The organism is Mycetocola sp. Y791, assembly GCF_059445325.1.
In genome coordinates this window covers 24,431-39,686 of sequence record NZ_JCAIUC010000002.1, presented here as the reverse complement: position 1 = coordinate 39,686, position 15,256 = coordinate 24,431, and the positions used below count along the sequence as shown (strand labels likewise).

Annotated in this window: 16 protein-coding genes; 8 read left to right on the top strand and 8 right to left on the bottom strand. The window is 65.7% G+C overall.

Features of this window, described 5'->3' with window-relative positions; all coding sequences use genetic code 11:
• Positions 1-12 precede the first annotated feature (12 nt).
• Positions 13-960, top strand: a complete 948-nt coding sequence (locus AC1C2N_RS05020; protein WP_495433111.1) for a DNA-3-methyladenine glycosylase family protein — start codon at positions 13-15, stop codon at positions 958-960.
• Positions 961-996: 36 nt separating this feature from the next.
• Here AC1C2N_RS05020 and AC1C2N_RS05015 read toward each other — a convergent pair whose 3' ends face one another.
• Genes AC1C2N_RS05015 through AC1C2N_RS05005 form a run of 3 tightly spaced genes read right to left on the bottom strand, consistent with a single transcriptional unit; the run spans position 997 to position 4,073 of the window.
• Positions 997-2,673 carry a phytoene desaturase family protein gene (locus tag AC1C2N_RS05015; protein WP_495433110.1) on the bottom strand — a complete coding sequence of 559 codons (1,677 nt, stop codon included), beginning with the start codon at positions 2,671-2,673 and terminating at the stop codon, positions 997-999.
• 35 nt (positions 2,674-2,708) lie between these two features.
• Positions 2,709-3,131 (bottom strand): VOC family protein, encoded by a 423-nt coding sequence (locus tag AC1C2N_RS05010; protein WP_495433109.1) that lies wholly within the window; start codon positions 3,129-3,131, stop codon positions 2,709-2,711.
• Positions 3,132-3,176: 45 nt separating this feature from the next.
• A complete protein-coding gene (locus AC1C2N_RS05005) occupies positions 3,177-4,073 on the bottom strand; it encodes a LysR family transcriptional regulator (RefSeq protein ID WP_495433108.1) in 897 nt (298 codons plus the stop codon).
• A 153-nt stretch (positions 4,074-4,226) separates the two neighbouring features.
• Between AC1C2N_RS05005 and AC1C2N_RS05000 the strand changes: the two genes are divergently transcribed.
• The 4 genes from AC1C2N_RS05000 to AC1C2N_RS04985 all read left to right on the top strand — a co-directional run bounded on the left by AC1C2N_RS05000 (position 4,227) and on the right by AC1C2N_RS04985 (position 10,111).
• Positions 4,227-7,904 (top strand): proline dehydrogenase family protein, encoded by a 3,678-nt coding sequence (locus AC1C2N_RS05000; protein ID WP_495433107.1) that lies wholly within the window; start codon positions 4,227-4,229, stop codon positions 7,902-7,904.
• Positions 7,905-8,007: 103 nt separating this feature from the next.
• Positions 8,008-8,364: a hypothetical protein gene (locus AC1C2N_RS04995; RefSeq protein ID WP_483406668.1), complete on the top strand. Its 357-nt coding sequence runs from the start codon at positions 8,008-8,010 to the stop codon at positions 8,362-8,364.
• Positions 8,365-8,367: 3 nt separating this feature from the next.
• Positions 8,368-8,679: a DUF7882 family protein gene (locus tag AC1C2N_RS04990; protein WP_483406669.1), complete on the top strand. Its 312-nt coding sequence runs from the start codon at positions 8,368-8,370 to the stop codon at positions 8,677-8,679.
• Between the two features lie 40 nt (positions 8,680-8,719).
• On the top strand, positions 8,720-10,111 hold the full coding sequence (locus AC1C2N_RS04985) for an MFS transporter (protein WP_495433105.1): 1,392 nt from the start codon (positions 8,720-8,722) through the stop codon (positions 10,109-10,111).
• 12 nt (positions 10,112-10,123) lie between these two features.
• On the opposite strand, the gene AC1C2N_RS04980 is transcribed toward AC1C2N_RS04985, so the two are convergent.
• Positions 10,124-10,543, bottom strand: a complete 420-nt coding sequence (locus AC1C2N_RS04980; RefSeq protein ID WP_483406671.1) for a GntR family transcriptional regulator — start codon at positions 10,541-10,543, stop codon at positions 10,124-10,126.
• 74 nt (positions 10,544-10,617) lie between these two features.
• On the opposite strand from AC1C2N_RS04980, the gene AC1C2N_RS04975 reads away from it, so the two are divergent.
• Positions 10,618-11,505: a Vgb family protein gene (locus tag AC1C2N_RS04975; RefSeq protein WP_495433104.1), complete on the top strand. Its 888-nt coding sequence runs from the start codon at positions 10,618-10,620 to the stop codon at positions 11,503-11,505.
• Positions 11,506-11,520: 15 nt separating this feature from the next.
• On the opposite strand, the gene AC1C2N_RS04970 is transcribed toward AC1C2N_RS04975, so the two are convergent.
• The gene (locus tag AC1C2N_RS04970) at positions 11,521-12,267 is read right to left on the bottom strand and encodes a GTP pyrophosphokinase (RefSeq protein ID WP_495433103.1); all 747 of its coding nucleotides are present in this window, start codon (positions 12,265-12,267) and stop codon (positions 11,521-11,523) included.
• Positions 12,268-12,359: 92 nt separating this feature from the next.
• Positions 12,360-12,878: a CGNR zinc finger domain-containing protein gene (locus tag AC1C2N_RS04965; protein ID WP_483406674.1), complete on the bottom strand. Its 519-nt coding sequence runs from the start codon at positions 12,876-12,878 to the stop codon at positions 12,360-12,362.
• 103 nt (positions 12,879-12,981) lie between these two features.
• Between AC1C2N_RS04965 and AC1C2N_RS04960 the strand changes: the two genes are divergently transcribed.
• On the top strand, positions 12,982-13,815 hold the full coding sequence (locus tag AC1C2N_RS04960) for an alpha/beta fold hydrolase (protein WP_495433102.1): 834 nt from the start codon (positions 12,982-12,984) through the stop codon (positions 13,813-13,815).
• Between the two features lie 83 nt (positions 13,816-13,898).
• Here AC1C2N_RS04960 and AC1C2N_RS04955 read toward each other — a convergent pair whose 3' ends face one another.
• A complete protein-coding gene (locus AC1C2N_RS04955) occupies positions 13,899-14,237 on the bottom strand; it encodes a cupin domain-containing protein (protein ID WP_495433101.1) in 339 nt (112 codons plus the stop codon).
• A gap of 205 nt (positions 14,238-14,442) precedes the next feature.
• Here AC1C2N_RS04955 and AC1C2N_RS04950 point away from each other — a divergent pair, with 205 nt between their 5' ends.
• Complete coding sequence (locus AC1C2N_RS04950) at positions 14,443-14,607, top strand: hypothetical protein (protein ID WP_162924865.1); 165 nt, start codon at positions 14,443-14,445, stop codon at positions 14,605-14,607.
• A 166-nt stretch (positions 14,608-14,773) separates the two neighbouring features.
• Here the strand turns inward: AC1C2N_RS04950 and AC1C2N_RS04945 are convergent, their stop codons facing one another.
• Entirely contained in the window at positions 14,774-15,211 is a 438-nt protein-coding gene (locus AC1C2N_RS04945) for an Lrp/AsnC family transcriptional regulator (RefSeq protein ID WP_483406677.1), read from the bottom strand.
• Between the last annotated feature and the right edge of the window lie 45 nt (positions 15,212-15,256).

The following is a 15,256-nucleotide window of genomic DNA, read 5'->3' as shown; positions in this document are numbered from 1 at the left end:
ATCGTGGTGCGCATGGACACCCTCGCGGCCAGCGACACCGTGCTGCGTTCGCGTTACCGCCCACGGCATCCGCTCTCGATCTCCGCAACACTCGGCCCGCTCTCGCGTGGCGTCGACGGCCCGTGCTTCCGGCGAACGGCGAACGGCTCGTGGTTGACGCTCCGCACCCCGACCGGTCCAGCAACCCTTCACCTGGTCCAGCGGACGGATGAGGTCGACGTCTCTGCGTGGGGAGACGGTGCCGAGTGGGCGATGGATGGTGTTCCTGAGCTGCTCGGCAGCCGCGACGACTGGGACGACCTCGACCTCAGCCGAAGTCCACTGCTGACCGAGGTCCGCCGCCGCAATCCCGGCCTGCGGCTCAGTCGCAACCGGCTCGTTTTCGAGATGCTCGTGCCTGCGGTTCTCGAGCAGAAGGTCACCGTTGTCGAGGCGTGGCGCGCGTGGCGCCGGCTCGTGCGACGACACGGTGAGTCAGCACCCGGTCCGGCGCCCGAGGGCATGACCGTCGCGCCAGCACCTGACACCTGGCGCCTCATCCCCAGTTGGGAGTGGCACGAGGCCGGCGTCGGCCCGCAACGGTCAGACACTGCGGTCCGCGCGAGCCGGGTCGCCGACGCTCTCGAACGCACCCTCTCGACGGGGGAGGATCTCCTTCAGGAGTCCGCGACGGCATCCACTCGACTGCGCAGCCTGCCCGGAATTGGCGTCTGGACGGCCGCTGAGGTCACCGCGAGGGCGCACGGAAACCCGGATGCCGTCAGTGTCGGCGACTACCACCTCGCGTCGACGGTCGGGATGGCGCTCACCGGGGCGCCGGTCGACGACGACGGCATGCTCGAGCTGCTCGCGCCGTGGGAGGGTCAGCGGCAGCGGGTTGTGAGGCTCATTCTCGCGAGCGGGATTGCGAAGCCACGGCGCGGCCCGAGGATCACGATCCAGGATCACCGCCGACACTGAGTGCGGTGTGGCCGGGTTCGCCCCTGCCGGGTACTCCTACTCGGACTCGAGCAGGGCCATCGCGGCGTTGTGTCCGCCGAGACCCGATACCGCTCCGCCCCGGCGCGCTCCCGAACCGCACACCAGAACGCGAGGGTGCTCCGTCGCGACGCCCCAGCGCGCGGCCGGGGTGTCGAGCGGAGCGTCATCCTCGGCGAACGGCCAGTCCAGCCCACCGTGGAAGATGTTGCCGAGCGGCATCCCCACGGCCCGCTCGATATCCAGGGTCGTTTTGGTTTCGATGCAGGGCCGGCCGACGGCATCCGTCATGATGAGGTCTTCGATCGGCTCGGCGAGCACCGAATTGAGCGACGCCAGGACCGCGGCCTGCAGCCTGTCGCGCATCTCGTCGTTGTTCTCGCCGGTGACGAGTCGCGCCGGCGTATGCAACCCGAACACGGTGAGCGTGTGCGCCCCGGCCTCGCGCAGTTCGGGCGAGAGGATCGTCGGATCGGTGAGGGAATGGCAGTAGATCTCGCAGGGCAGCGGGGTCGGGATGCCGCCCTCGGCGGCGGTGAGGTACGCATCGTCGAGTTGCGACCACGACTCGTTAATGTGGAAGGTGCCGCCGAACGCGGCTTCACCGGTCACGGCCTGATCCCGCAACACCGGCAGACGCGAGAGCAGCAGGTTCACCTTCACCTGGGCGCCCTCGCGGGACGTGTTCGGGTTCGCCTGAGCGGCGGAACCCACCCCGAATGGGCGTGACTCGAAGACGCCGACCGACGGTTCACCGGCCGCGAGTTGCTCGCGCCCGTAGCTGACACTCGTTCCGGCAACGAGCAGCTTGTCGAGCACGGCGGGGGCGACATTCGAGAGGATCCACTCGGCGTGCACCTCGAGTTCGGCGCCGTCCCGCTGATATCGCACGACGCCGGCCGGGTCGACGGCCGTCACGTCTGCTCCGGTAAGAAGAGTCGCGCCGGCATCCCGGGCGGCTCGCGCGAGCTCAGCGGTAACAGCGCCCATTCCGCCGACGGGAACGTCCCAGTCCCCGGTCCCGCCACCGAGAAGGTGGTAGAGGAAGCAGATGTTCTGCTGCAGGTCGGCATCCGTCGCCCGCGAGAAGGTGCCGATGAGGGCGTCGGTGAGGACCACGCCACGCACGACGTCGTTCTGCAGGTGCCGCGCGATGATCTCGCCGATCGGACGCTCGACCATTGCGTCCCACACGGCCGCTCCGCCGGCATCCGTCACCAGGCGCTTCGCCTCGGAGCGCGTGAGCAGTGGCCCGGTCAGAGTCGGCCAGAGCGCCTGGGTGAGGATGCGGCAGTTCTCGTAGAACCGCTCGAAGAGATCGAATTCGCTGTCGGTGGTTCCGATCCGGAGGAACGACGCCGCGGTGGCAGCGGGATCGTCGTTGTCGACGAGCAGGCCGCGGGTGGGATCCTCGGGGTCGGGGGTGTACGACGAGAACCGTCGCCGCACGAGCGTGATGTCGAGACCGAGGTCGTCGATGATCCGCTGTGGCAGCAGGCTCACGAGGTAGGAGTAGCGTGACAGCCACGCCTCGACGCCGTCGAACGCCTGCGCCGACACCGCGGCACCGCCAACGGCATCGAGCCGCTCGAGCACCAGCACCCGCTTGCCCGCCTTGCCGAGATAGGCCGCCGCGGTGAGGCCATTGTGGCCGCCGCCGACGATGATCGCGTCGTACGTCTCGATTGTCGTCATGCCGCGAGTCTGCCACGTCGGCCACGGGTACGGGGTCAGCCCCCGTCTGAGGCGCTGTCGCTCAGCCACGGCGTCGACACCAGGCCGACGAGAAGCCTTTCAGGACTCAGCAGCCGCGCGGTCACCTGCCCCCACGGTTCGGTACGAGTTCCGTGGATCAGGGTCAGCCCCCTATCGCGAAGTTCGGACTCCGCTGCGGCAACGTCAGCGACTTCGAACTCGATCGTCGCCTGGGGTACGGGGACATCATCCGGCCAGGCCTGAGTACCGAAACAGGTCTCAGCAGCCTCGGAGAGCGGCCACAGGCCCAGGTGTTTCACCCCGGGGAGAGCATGGGTGTAGCTGTAGTCGTCCATCTTCTTTTCGAACCGGATGCCGAGTGCGTCCGCATAGAAAGACCGGGCGATGTCCGGGTCGGCAACGATGGGCGAGAAACCGGCGACAAAGAGGATGTCCATCGCTCAAGTGTGGGGTTACCGGTGCGCATTGTCACGAGGTCGGATTCACGACGGGGCCACCAGGAACCCCGTCGCCCTCGCCAGTGCCCCGCGCACAGCGGTGACGGCAGGGCGCGCTGCACTCACGCGCCGCGCCGAGGTGAACACGGTGCGCGCGGGCGTTCCGGGCAGGTCGACGAGCCGCAGCCCGGGCTCCCGGCCCGCCCACACCAGATCGGGCAGCATACCGACGGCGTTGCCCGACTCGATCAGTCGGATGTGCGCGATGAGGTCAGCCGTTTCGAACCGCACGTCCGGTTCGAAACCGGCAGCACGGCACAGCTGCGTCGACCACAGCCGCGCAACAGTTCCTTCCGGTTCCATCACGAACGGGAGGTCCGTGGCATCCGTCAGCGAGGAAACAGCGGATGCCGACGGCACAGCGAGCCGGAGGGCATCCGTCGCGAGGAACTCGCGATCCAGGTCGGGCAGATGCGGCCGGGTGTGACCGGGGTACTGCTCGGCCAGGACCAGGTCGAAGTCACGCGCCGCGAGGTCGAACAGGCCGGCCTCCGGCTCGCGTTCGACGATTTCTAGTCGGAGATCCGGGTGCTCTGAGCGGAGGATCGACAGCGCCTCAGGGATGACCGCGTGCGCGGCCGACTGGAACACGGCGACGCGAACCGTGCCGATCACCGCGTCGAGCGAGGTGACGAGTTCGGCCTCGGCGCGTTCGAGCCCGTCGAGCAGTTCAGCGGCGCGCGTGGCCAGGAGCACTCCCTGTGGCGTGAGCTGGACCCGGCGGCCGCTCTTCTGCAGCAGTTTGACGCCCGCCTCCCGCTCGAGTTGTGACAGCTGCTGCGACACGGACGACGGACTGAATGCGAGCGCTTCGGCGACGCCGGCGAGCGTGCCCCGCAACTGAACCTCGCGCAGCAGTCGAAGTCTTCTCATGTCGAGCATGGGGCCAGCCTACTCATCGGAGAAACTGATCAATATTGGTAAGAAACATTCGCTTTTCCGAATTCAGGTTCTCCCACACACTGAAGCTGAGAGTTGACGCAACCCGCGTTCCGCTCCCTTCGCACCAGGTACAGAGGGAATAGTCTCGTGATCATGCCTCACACTTCGGCCGGCGCCGAACTCAGCGCCACTCAACTCGCAGCCGACGCCGTCGTTCTCGCCCGCAAATGGGTGGACGAGAGCGCTGACGCTCCGGTGGATCCTGCCGCCCAGCGTCTCGCCGATGTGCTGAAGGATCCGAATGGTCTGGCCTTTACCGTCGGCTTCGTCGACGGTGTCATGCGACCGGAAGACCTCTTCGTCGCCGGCTATAACCTGCAGCGCGTCGCGAAGCTCGCCCCGGCGTTCCTGCCGTGGTACCTGCGCGCCGCGATCACCGCTGGTGGTGTGCTTGGCCCGGTCGTCCCTGGCGTGGTGATCCCCATCGCCCGCCGCGTGCTGCGCGACATGGTCGGTCACCTCGTGGTTGACGCAACATCGGAGAAGCTCGGACCGGCCATCGCGTCGCTCCGCGAGGGTGGCTCGAAGCTCAACCTGAACCTGCTCGGCGAAGCGGTGCTCGGCGAGAACGAGGCACACAAGCGGCTCGAGGGTACCCGCGATCTCCTCGTCCGTGACGATGTCGACTACGTCTCGATCAAGGTTTCCGCCATCGCCTCACAGCTGTCGATGTGGTCGTTCGACGAGGCTGTCGACCGCATCGTCGAGCGACTGACGCCTCTGTATGAGCTGGCGGCTGAGTCCACGACGCCCAAGTTCATCAACCTCGACATGGAGGAGTACCGCGACCTCGACCTCACCCTCGCGGTCTTTATGCGCGTGCTCGAGCGCCCGCGGCTGCGTAACCTCGAGGCCGGAATCGTGCTGCAGGCGTACCTGCCCGATGCGCTCTCCGCGATGCAAACGCTCCAGGACTGGGCGGCCACGCGCGTGGCATCCGGTGGCGCCCCGATCAAGGTGCGACTCGTCAAGGGCGCCAATCTTGCGATGGAGGGTGTCGAAGCCAAACTCCACGACTGGCCGACAGCGCCGTACGACGTGAAACAAGACACCGACGTCAATTACAAACGAGTCCTGTTGTGGTCGCTCACCCCCGAGCGCGCGAAAAACGTTCACGTTGGCGTCGCCGGTCACAACCTCTTCGACGTCGCCTTCGCCTGGCTCCTCGCCAAGGACCGCGGCGTTACCGACGCCGTCGACTTCGAAATGCTCCTCGGTATGGCCACCGGCCAGGCCGCGGCGGTCAAGCGCGACGTCGGCGATCTGCTGCTCTACACACCCGTCGTGAATCCGCGCGAGTTCGATGTGGCGATTTCGTACCTGATCCGCCGCCTCGAAGAGAACGCGTCGCAGGAGAACTTCATGTCGGCGGTCTTCGAGCTCCACGACAACGCCGCACTGTTCGAGAGGGAGAAGGGCCGTTTCCTCGCGAGCGTGACGCAACTGGATGCGACGGCGAGCGAGGTTCCAACGCCTCGCCGCCTGCAGAACCGCGAAACCGAATGGACGCTCGCGCCCGTCGCTGAACTCGTACCGGGCAAGGCGCCGGCCGGCGATCAATCGATCACGAGACCTGTCGCGGTCGATGACGACGAGGTGAGCATGACCCAGCAGGTGCTTGGACTTGCCCGCGGATCGAAGACCGAGTCGCCGTTCGATACCGTTCGGGTGTTCGATACAACGACCCTCAACACCGTGCCAGCGACCGACATCGGCGCGCCGGGTTTCGTCAACACCCGCGACACCGACCCGGCCCTGCCGGCGAACCGCGCGTGGGCGCGCCGCATTCTCGCCAGGGTTCCCGGCAGCGACCTCGGGGCCGCGACGATCGCCGCGTGCACGGTGACGGATGCCGAAACCCTCGAATTCATCGTCGCCGGCGTCCGGGAACGCGGTACGGCCTGGGGTACAACCCCGGCGGCGGAACGCGCCGCCCTTCTCGACCGTGCCGGTTTTGCGCTCGCGGCAAACCGGGACCGCCTGATCGAGGTGATGGCATCCGAAACCGGCAAGACGATCGCCGAGGCCGACCCCGAGGTCAGCGAGGCCATCGACTTCGCCCACTACTACGCAGCAAAGGCCCGTGAACTCGACGCGATCCGGGGTGCACGGTTCGTGCCCTCCCGCCTCACCGTCGTCACACCACCGTGGAACTTCCCCGTCGCCATCCCGGCCGGTGGAGTGCTCGCAGCGCTCGCCGCGGGCTCAGCGGTCATCCTCAAGCCGGCACCGCAGGCGCGCCGCTCGGCCGCGATCCTCGCCGAAGCGCTCTGGGAAGCAGGCATCCCGCAGGAGCTTCTCACGCTCATCTCGCTCGACGAAGACGGCCTCGGCCAGCAGCTCGTCTCCCACCCGAGCGTCGACCGGGTGATCCTCACCGGCGCGTGGGAAACCGCGAAGCTCTTCCGGTCCTGGCGGCCGGAGCTGGCACTGCACGCGGAAACCAGCGGAAAAAACGCCATCATCGTCACTCCGAGCGCCGACCTCGACCTTGCGGCGGCCGACGTCGTGAAGAGCGCGTTCGGCCACGCCGGCCAGAAATGCTCGGCGGCAAGCCTCGTCATCCTCGTCGGTTCGGTCGCGAAGAGCGACCGGTTCCGTCGCCAGCTCATCGACGCGGCAACCTCGCTCCGCGTCGGCTACCCCGGGGACCCCACCAGCCAGATGGGCCCGATCATCGAGCCGGCCGACGGCAAGCTGCTGCACGCGCTCACCGAACTCGGCGTCGGTGAGAAGTGGCTCGTCAAGCCACGCCAGCTCGACGACACCGGTCGCCTCTGGTCGCCGGGGATCCGCGGCGACGTCGCCCCCGGCTCGTACTTCCACCTGACCGAGTTCTTCGGGCCTGTGCTCGGCGTCATGCACGCCTCGACGCTCGCCGAGGCGATCCGGTACACCAATGCCATCGATTACGGGCTGACGAGCGGACTGCACACCCAGGACGCCGACGACCTCGAGGAATGGCTCGCCACCGTCGAAGCGGGCAACCTGTACGTCAACCGCGGCATCACGGGCGCGATCGTGCAGCGTCAGCCGTTCGGCGGCTGGAAGCGTTCCGCCGTCGGTGCCGGAGCCAAGGCCGGTGGCCCCAACTACCTGCTGACCCTGGGCTCGTGGGTGCCTGACTCCGGTTCAAGCAGCACGACGCTCCACCTGCGCGGCCTCGACTCGCGCGTCACCCGCATCATCGAGTCGGCCCAGCCGTCGCTCGGGTACGAGGAGTTCGACGTGCTCCGCCGTTCTGCGCTCTCGGATGCCATCGCCTGGGGAAACGAGTACGGCGAGGTGAAGGATGCCTCGGCGCTCGAGGTCGAGCGCAACCTCTTCCGCTACCGCCCGGTTTCCGTCGCCGTTCGCGGCACCGCAGACGCGGACCTCGGTGAGGTGCTTCGCGTGGTGATAGCCGGTGTGCGTTCGCGGTCCCGTTTCACGCTGAGCTTGGCATCCGGGCTGCCCGCAGCCATCCGCGGTGTGCTTGCCGACCTCGGTGTTCCCGTGTCTGTCGAGACGGATGCCGAGTGGATCGAGCGGGCCGCCGCGCTCGATGCGGATGCTCACCGGGTGCGGCTCGTCGGCAGCGCTGAGGCGCGGCGCCAGTTGCACACGGCCCTGGCCGGAGCGGCAGAGGGCAACCCTGACCTCGCGATCTACGCGGGCGCTGTGACGCCGGCTGGCCGGATCGAGTTGCTGCCGTTCCTGCACGAGCAGGCTATTTCGATCACGGCGCACCGGTTCGGCAACCCTGACCCGTGGAGCGAAGCGGTCATTTAGTCGCCGTCGGTGGCTGAGGATCCACGGGCGTTCGCGTGTATCACGGCGGGCGCACGCGGTCCAGCGGTGCTCACGAATTTCGAGACTGCAGTACGGTCGAATTATGAAGCGCATCACATACTCCGGCGGATCAATCGTGACGGGCAACGCCATCACGGCGGCGCTTCTCAAGTACACAACCACTGTCGCTGACGCAGAGCACAGCGTCACCGTGGACATCCCTGTTCTCGAGGAGAACGGCGAAATCACCGTGCACGAGTTCCTCCTCAGCCCGGCCAGCCAGTTCGACGTCGCCGACGTCGGGGGCGTGAGCAGCGAAGAGGAAGCCAAGCGCTTCCAGGTCCCGGAGATGCCGCAGGTGGGCATCAAGGGCAAGGTCGAAGAAGGAACGGCAGCCGAGAAAACCGCCGAAGATTTCAACGCGGTCATGAACGACATCGACGCCGGGCTGGGGGAGTAGGTCATGGGCAAGTTCATCTATGGAACGCCGTCGATCTCCGTCGACTTCGACGACCGCGTGCTCGCGCACCTCAAGGTCGTCATTCTGTCGAAGGTTCGGCGGGGCGAGAGCTTCTCGTTCTCGTGGGAGTACACGGTCGCCTCGGGCAGCGGACACAGCTCCATCTGGATCCACCCGGCAATTCCGCTCCAGTTCGACTTCGCCGGCAGCAGGGAGCCACGCCTCAACCGCGCCTGGGTCGAGCAGCTGGTCCGGTTGGCGAACTCGCCAGCTGGTCTTCGCGTGATCCCCGAACCCTCCGAACCCGCGCCGTAACCCCTCCCGCGACGGGGTGCCCCGGCGCATACTGGGGTGCATGGCATCCGCCCCCCGCACCGAATCCGCTACCCAGCGAATCGTTTTACTCGTCGCGATCCTCGCGTCATTCGTCGCTTTCCTGGATGGCACGATCATCAACGTTGCCCTGCCGGCGATCTCGCGGGAACTCGGTGGCGGCCTGTCGGTTCAGCAATGGGTGGTCGATGCGTATCTGCTGACGCTCGGTGCATTCATCCTCCTTGCCGGTTCGCTGTCGGATGCCTTCGGTCGCGTTCGCATCCTCGCAATCGGCCTGGCCGGATTCGGAGCGACCTCCCTGCTCTGCGCGGTTGCCCCGAGCGCCGAGTTTCTCATCGTCGTGCGTGCCCTGCAGGGTGGGACGGCGGCGTTGCTCGTTCCGAGCTCGCTCGCGATCATCATCTCGACCTTCTCGGGTCAGGCCCAGGCGAAAGCCATCGGCACGTGGACGGCATGGACAGGTACCGCGATGATCGTCGGTCCACTCGTCGGCGGTCTGCTCGTCGACACGGTGAGCTGGCGGCTCGTCTTCGGCATCAACATCCTGCCGATCACGGTGACCCTCTGGCTGCTCGTGAAGATGGAGAAGCAGCTGGAGCGTTCGCGCCGGCCGCGCGTCGACCTGGTCGGCGCTGTGCTCGGCGCGATCGGACTCGGCGGTCCGGTTTTCGCGCTCATCGAACAGGGGCGGTTCGGCTGGCAGAGCCCGGTGGTGTGGCTCCCGCTGGTACTGGGGATCGCGGCGTTCGGCGCGTTCCTCTGGTGGGAGCGCCGCACAACCGACCCGATGATGCCGCTCTCGCTGTTCCGGTCACGCAACTTCTCAGCGGGCAATATCGCCACAATGTTCATCTATGGCGCGCTCGGTTTTGGCTTCTTCGTCATCGCTATCTACCTGCAGCAGGTGGCCGGCTGGCCCGCTACCCTGGCCGGCGTTGCGACGCTCCCGCCGACCCTCGTGATGCTGGCGCTCTCGAGCCGGATCGGCGCGCTCGCCGGAAAAATCGGGCCGCGGATGTTCATGACCATCGGTCCGATCGTCGGCGGGATCGGATTCCTCCTCATGCTCACGGTCAGCGCTGACGTCGACTACTGGTCTCAGCTCCTGCCAGGGCTCGTGCTCTTCGGCATCGGTCTTTCGATCACCGTCGCACCGCTGACGAGCGCGATCCTCGGTGCGATCGATGAGTCCCAGGCCGGCATCGGATCGGCCATCAACAACGCGGTCGCCCGGGTTGCCGGGCTCGTCGCCGTTGCGTGTGCCGGTCTCATCCTCGGCTCGGTGCTCGACCTCGGCGGCTTCCACCGTGCAATGGGCGTGACCGCCATCGCGCTCATCCTCGGCGGGATCGTCTCGTTCATCGGCATCCGCAATCCTGTGGTGCGCGATGGGACGTCGGCGCCCGCGTAACCTCGGGCGGGTTCAGGACGAACGGATGCCGAGTGCAGCCGTCACGATCGACAGGGCGTCATCGGGAGAGATACCGAGCGACTTCACGCGGTCTGCGTAGGCAACAGCGGCGAGCTGGGCCTGCTTGTGGGTCGGATCGCCGACCGCCGAAACAAAAGAGCCATTGCGACCGCGGGTCTCGATCACGTCGTCACGCTCGAGCTCACGGTAGGCGCGAGCGACGGTGTTGGCGGCGATACCGAGGTCTGCGGCCAGGGTCCGCACCGTCGGCAGCTTGTCGCCGGGGACGAGGGTGCCGTCGCGCACGGCGTTGATGACTTGTACCCGCAACTGTTCAAACGGCGGAACGGCCGAGCGGGCATCGATGGTGAACTTCTGGGGCACGGTGTCCTCGTCCTGAACGGTCGGCGAAGCAATGGCGGTGCGGCCCAACGTAGCAATACAAAGCTGTCTGAGCAAACGCCGAGAGGGGTGCTGCCAGCGCGACCGGCGCTTAGGCTTGAACAATGACCGAGCGAACGCACCTCACTGAGCACAGGATTTCTGACGCAGAGGCCGCACCCTATGGCGTTGCGCTCACCGACGACGGTGCCGTCTGGGCAACCCTTATCCGGGGGCAGGCGGTCGTGCGCCGCGACGCCGATGGCACACTCGACACGATCGGACTCGGTGAGGGCTCCGAGCCGTCACTCCTCGCTGCGGCAACCGAGGACTCCATCTGGGTGACGGATGCCGCACGCAACCGCATCGTCCGCATCGGCCCCGAGGGAATCCGGGCCGAGATTCCGGTGCCGAGCGTCGGTGGACGCCCGTTCGGTATCGCCGCCGCCGAATCGGGGGAGGTGTGGTTCACCGAGATGACCACCGACCTGATCGGCAAGGTCGACATTCTCGGCAAAGTGACCGAGTTCACCGCCGGTGTCGACCATGGCAACCCCTCGATGATCGCCTGCTCCGGTGAGAGCGTGTGGTTCACGCTCAACGGTGCCAACGCCATCGGTTACATTCGCGGCGGCAACTCTGCGGTCGTCGTCACTGACCTGCCCACCAGCAAGGCCGGCCCGGTCGGAATCACCGTTGCGACGGATGCCGCCGCCTGGTTCACCGAGATCGCCGCCGGACAGATCGGGCGACTCGATCGCGATGGAGTCCTCACCGAGTTCCCGCTGCCCGACCGTTCCAGCAAGCCGCACGCGATCGCCGCCGACCCGTCCGGCGGGTGCTGGTTCACGATGTGGGGCTCAAGCCAGATCGGGTTCATCGCCGCCGACGGCACAATTGCCGTGACAGACCTGCCGACACCGGACAGCGAGCCGCACGGCATTGCCGTTGCCGCAGATGGCACCGTGTGGGCAGCGCTCGAAACAGGCTTCCTGGCCGAGCTGCGACCCTAGGCGCTTCCGCGCCGGTTACCGCTGTTTCACGCGGGCGGCCGCGAGCATCCGCAGCATCGCGTCAGGAACAGCATCCCTGCCGATATCACGGGTGTCGATAACGCCGTCATCAGCGCCAGCCACACCGCGGAGTGCGACCACCTCATCGTGGAGCCGCTCCATCTTCACGTCGAGGCGGTTCGCCGTGAGCGCCGCGTCACGGAGCTCGTCGAGGAGTCGCTCAGGAACCGCGCGGTTGTATTTGTAGTAGATCTTGTGCTCGAGCGCCGCCCAGAAGTCCATGGCGATGGTGCGGATCTGGATCTCCACTTTGACCTGCTCGACGTGATCGGACATGAAGACGGGCACCTCGATGATCATGTGCAGGCTCTTGTAGCCGTTCGCCTTGGGCTGGGCGATGTAGTCGCGTACCTGCAGCACCGTGACATCCCGCTGGGCCGCGATCATGTCGAAGATCTTGTAGGTGTCGGAGATGAAGCTGCAGGTCACCCGGATCCCGGCGATGTCCTGAACGTCGGAACGGATGCCGTCGAGCGTCATTTCCGAGCCCTTGCGATCCGCCTTGGCGAGAATGCTCTCCGCCGACTTGAGCCGTGAGCTCACGTTCTCGATCGGGCTGTAGTCGTGCCGGTGACTGAACTCTTCGCGAAGGATGTTGATCTTCGTCATGACCTCGTCGATGCCGAACTTGTACGACATCATGAACCGCGTGAAATCGCCGTTCAGGGCACGAAGGCCACTGAGATCGGGGGCGTCTGGCATGACGGCTTGTTCCTTCCACTGGCGGGGTTCGTCCGCCGCCGTTCAGTCTGCCACCGGGCGCTGGTTGTCACCCGAGAGATCGGCGCGGAGATTCAGCTAGAGATTTCCCTGGTGCGAGCGTAGTGGCGCCTGGACTTCATGCGATTTCCGCACGATTCCATCGAGTGCCACTTACGCGAATTTGCCTTGCTGTGGTCGACGAGGAAGTGCTGGCACTCCGGGTTCGCACACGGTCGGATCCGTGAGCCCGTTGGGGTCTGCAGTGCGTCCCACTCCTCAAGAGCGCGGGCACCAATCGCGAGGTCATCATCGACACTCAGCGACCACACCAGACGGCCATGCTCCAGGGCAGCGGTCTTGTGCATCGCGCTCAACCAGGGCTCAAGCACCGCGACCGACGCTTCTCCGCGCAGAAACGGCACGAAAGCCGACCTCGCCCGCCTCGCGCCCTCCACCTCGGCGGGGCTTCCCGTTCCGCCGTGCTCACGAAGCCACTGCCGCGCCGCGGCCTGGTCACCAAGTTCGTCATAAACGGCGTCGGGAAGCTCGAGTCGTGAGTTCACGAGATCGAGCAGCAGGGGCGTGTTTGAGGTGCCAGTGGTTCCGTTCATCTTCTAACCATATCAAAGCGCTTGACAGGTTGGGTGGCCTGTGGTTTTCTTATCGCTATAACCTGACAAGCGCCGTAAGGCGGTTAGAGAATCGGAGATTGCAATGAGCTTCATCACGGTCGGCACAGAGAACTCCACTGACATCAACCTCTACTACGAAGACCATGGCGCGGGCCAGCCCGTCGTGCTCATCCATGGCTACCCGCTCGACGGTCACTCCTGGGAGAAGCAGTCGGCGGCTCTTCTTGACGCCGGCTATCGTGTCATCACCTATGACCGCCGGGGCTTCGGCCAGTCGAGCCAGCCAGCCGTCGGCCACGACTACGACACCTATGCCGCTGACCTCAATACGCTTCTCGACACTCTCGACCTCACCGATGTGATCCTCGTCGGGTTCTCGATGGGCACGGGGGAAGTGGGCCGCTACCTCGGCACCTACGGCTCTGAACGGGTCGCGAAGGCCGCGTTCCTCGCGTCGCTCGAGCCTTTCCTGCTGCAGACAGAGGACAACCCGGCCGGTGTGCCGCAGGATGTTTTCGACGGCATCTCCAAGGCCGCCACTGCCGACAGGTTCGCCTGGTACGACGATTTCTTTGCCAACTTCTACAACCTCGACGAGACGCTCGGATCGCGGATCAGTGAGGCCGCTGTTCGTGGCAGCTGGAACGTCGCTGCGGCGGCCTCCTGGCTCGCTGCATCCGCTGCGGTTCCCACCTGGCTGACCGACTTTCGTGCAGACATCCCCAAAATCGACGTGCCGACTCTGATTCTCCAGGGCACGGCCGACCGGATCCTTCCGATCGACTCGACCGGCCGGCCGTTCTCGAAGCTCCTTCCCGACGCCGATTACATCGAGATCGAGGGTGCCCCGCACGGTCTGCTCTGGACGCACGCCGATGAGGTGACCGAGGCGCTGCTGAACTTTGCGAAAAAGTAGCAGCGAAGAAATAGCCGCGAGCGGATGCTGCAGGTGCGACGACATCTCCGTGCCTGCGGCATCCACTCGTTTCTCCGAGCGATCTATTCGAGATTTTCCTGAATCATCCGTGGTGAAGCGTGAATGCACACCATGCGGAGCGGTCCGGTGCCCGAATTCACGAACTTGTGCGTGGTCTCGGCAGGGACGGTGAGGATGTCGCCCGCAACGGCATCCATTGACTCCGAACCCACCGTAATGCGCACCGATCCGAACCGGACCAGCCACGTTTCGGTGTAGGGATGACGGTGCAGAACCGGCCCCTGGCCCGGGTCGTTGTCGACAAGAAAGAATGAAATCCCGGCGCCGTGCGACGCTCCCTCGAATCGCCCGGTGCGCCCGGTTCCGACGATCAGGTCGGCACTTTTGACAATCGTGACCACGAGATCTCCTCTCGAAGAACACTCACCGCCGACGGTTGAGGAGTAGCGTGTACCAAAGAGTCCACTACTCCCGGAACGGGGTCGGCGGGGTTGTTTGAGGCAGAATCACAAGCAATTCCCACCGCTTTATCAGTAAGCCGGGTCCCGCGTCAAGGCCCTTCCCCCGATGCGGAAGATGGTGACGCCCGCTGTTAGCGTCGTTGCCATGAACATTCTCCTTGTAGTGGTCGCAATCATCGCCATCATTCTTCTTGTCACCGGTGGCTTCGTGCAGTCCCTCAACTTCCTGCTGTGGGTTGGCGTCGTCCTCCTGGTTCTGGCAATCATCGCCTGGCTGCTCCGTGTAGTCACAGGCAAGAAGAACATCTAACCAAAAGCAATACTCTGTCTGATTCGGCTCGCTGAGCCGAATATAACGACACAGCAAGGCCACGCCACCGCAGCAATGCGGACCCGATCACAGCATTTCGGGGGCGTGGCCTTTCTGCTGTTAACGCCCGCGGGTTAGCCACCGACGCGTGCCACAGGGCTCGACGCTAGTCGACCTCACGGGAGATCAACCGGGACAGGACTATCGCGCTCCGCGTGTGGTCGACGTGCGGGGCGTGGCGGACTCGCTCGAGTGCGGCTTCCAGGCTCGGGATGTCCCGTGAGCGCATGTGAACTATCGCATCGGCGCTCCCGGTGACAGTGCCGGCGTCGATGACCTCGGGGACATCGGCCAGGATTCGAAGGAGGTCATCGGGCGCGACGGTCCCGCGGCAGAAAATCTCGACGTATGCCTCGGTGTGCAGGCCGTCGACCGCTGGATCGACCTGGATGGTGAAACTGCGGATGACGCCGTCGGCGACGAGCCTGTCGACGCGGCGTTTGACCGCGGAAGCTGAGAGGCCGACCTCGTTTCCGATGTCGCCATACCCGGCGCGCGCGTTCTGTCTGAGCAGATCGATGATGCCGCGATCGAGGTTGTCCATTGCCGCAGTCTACGGCAGGATTTTGCGTCCAGAGCGAAACTCACG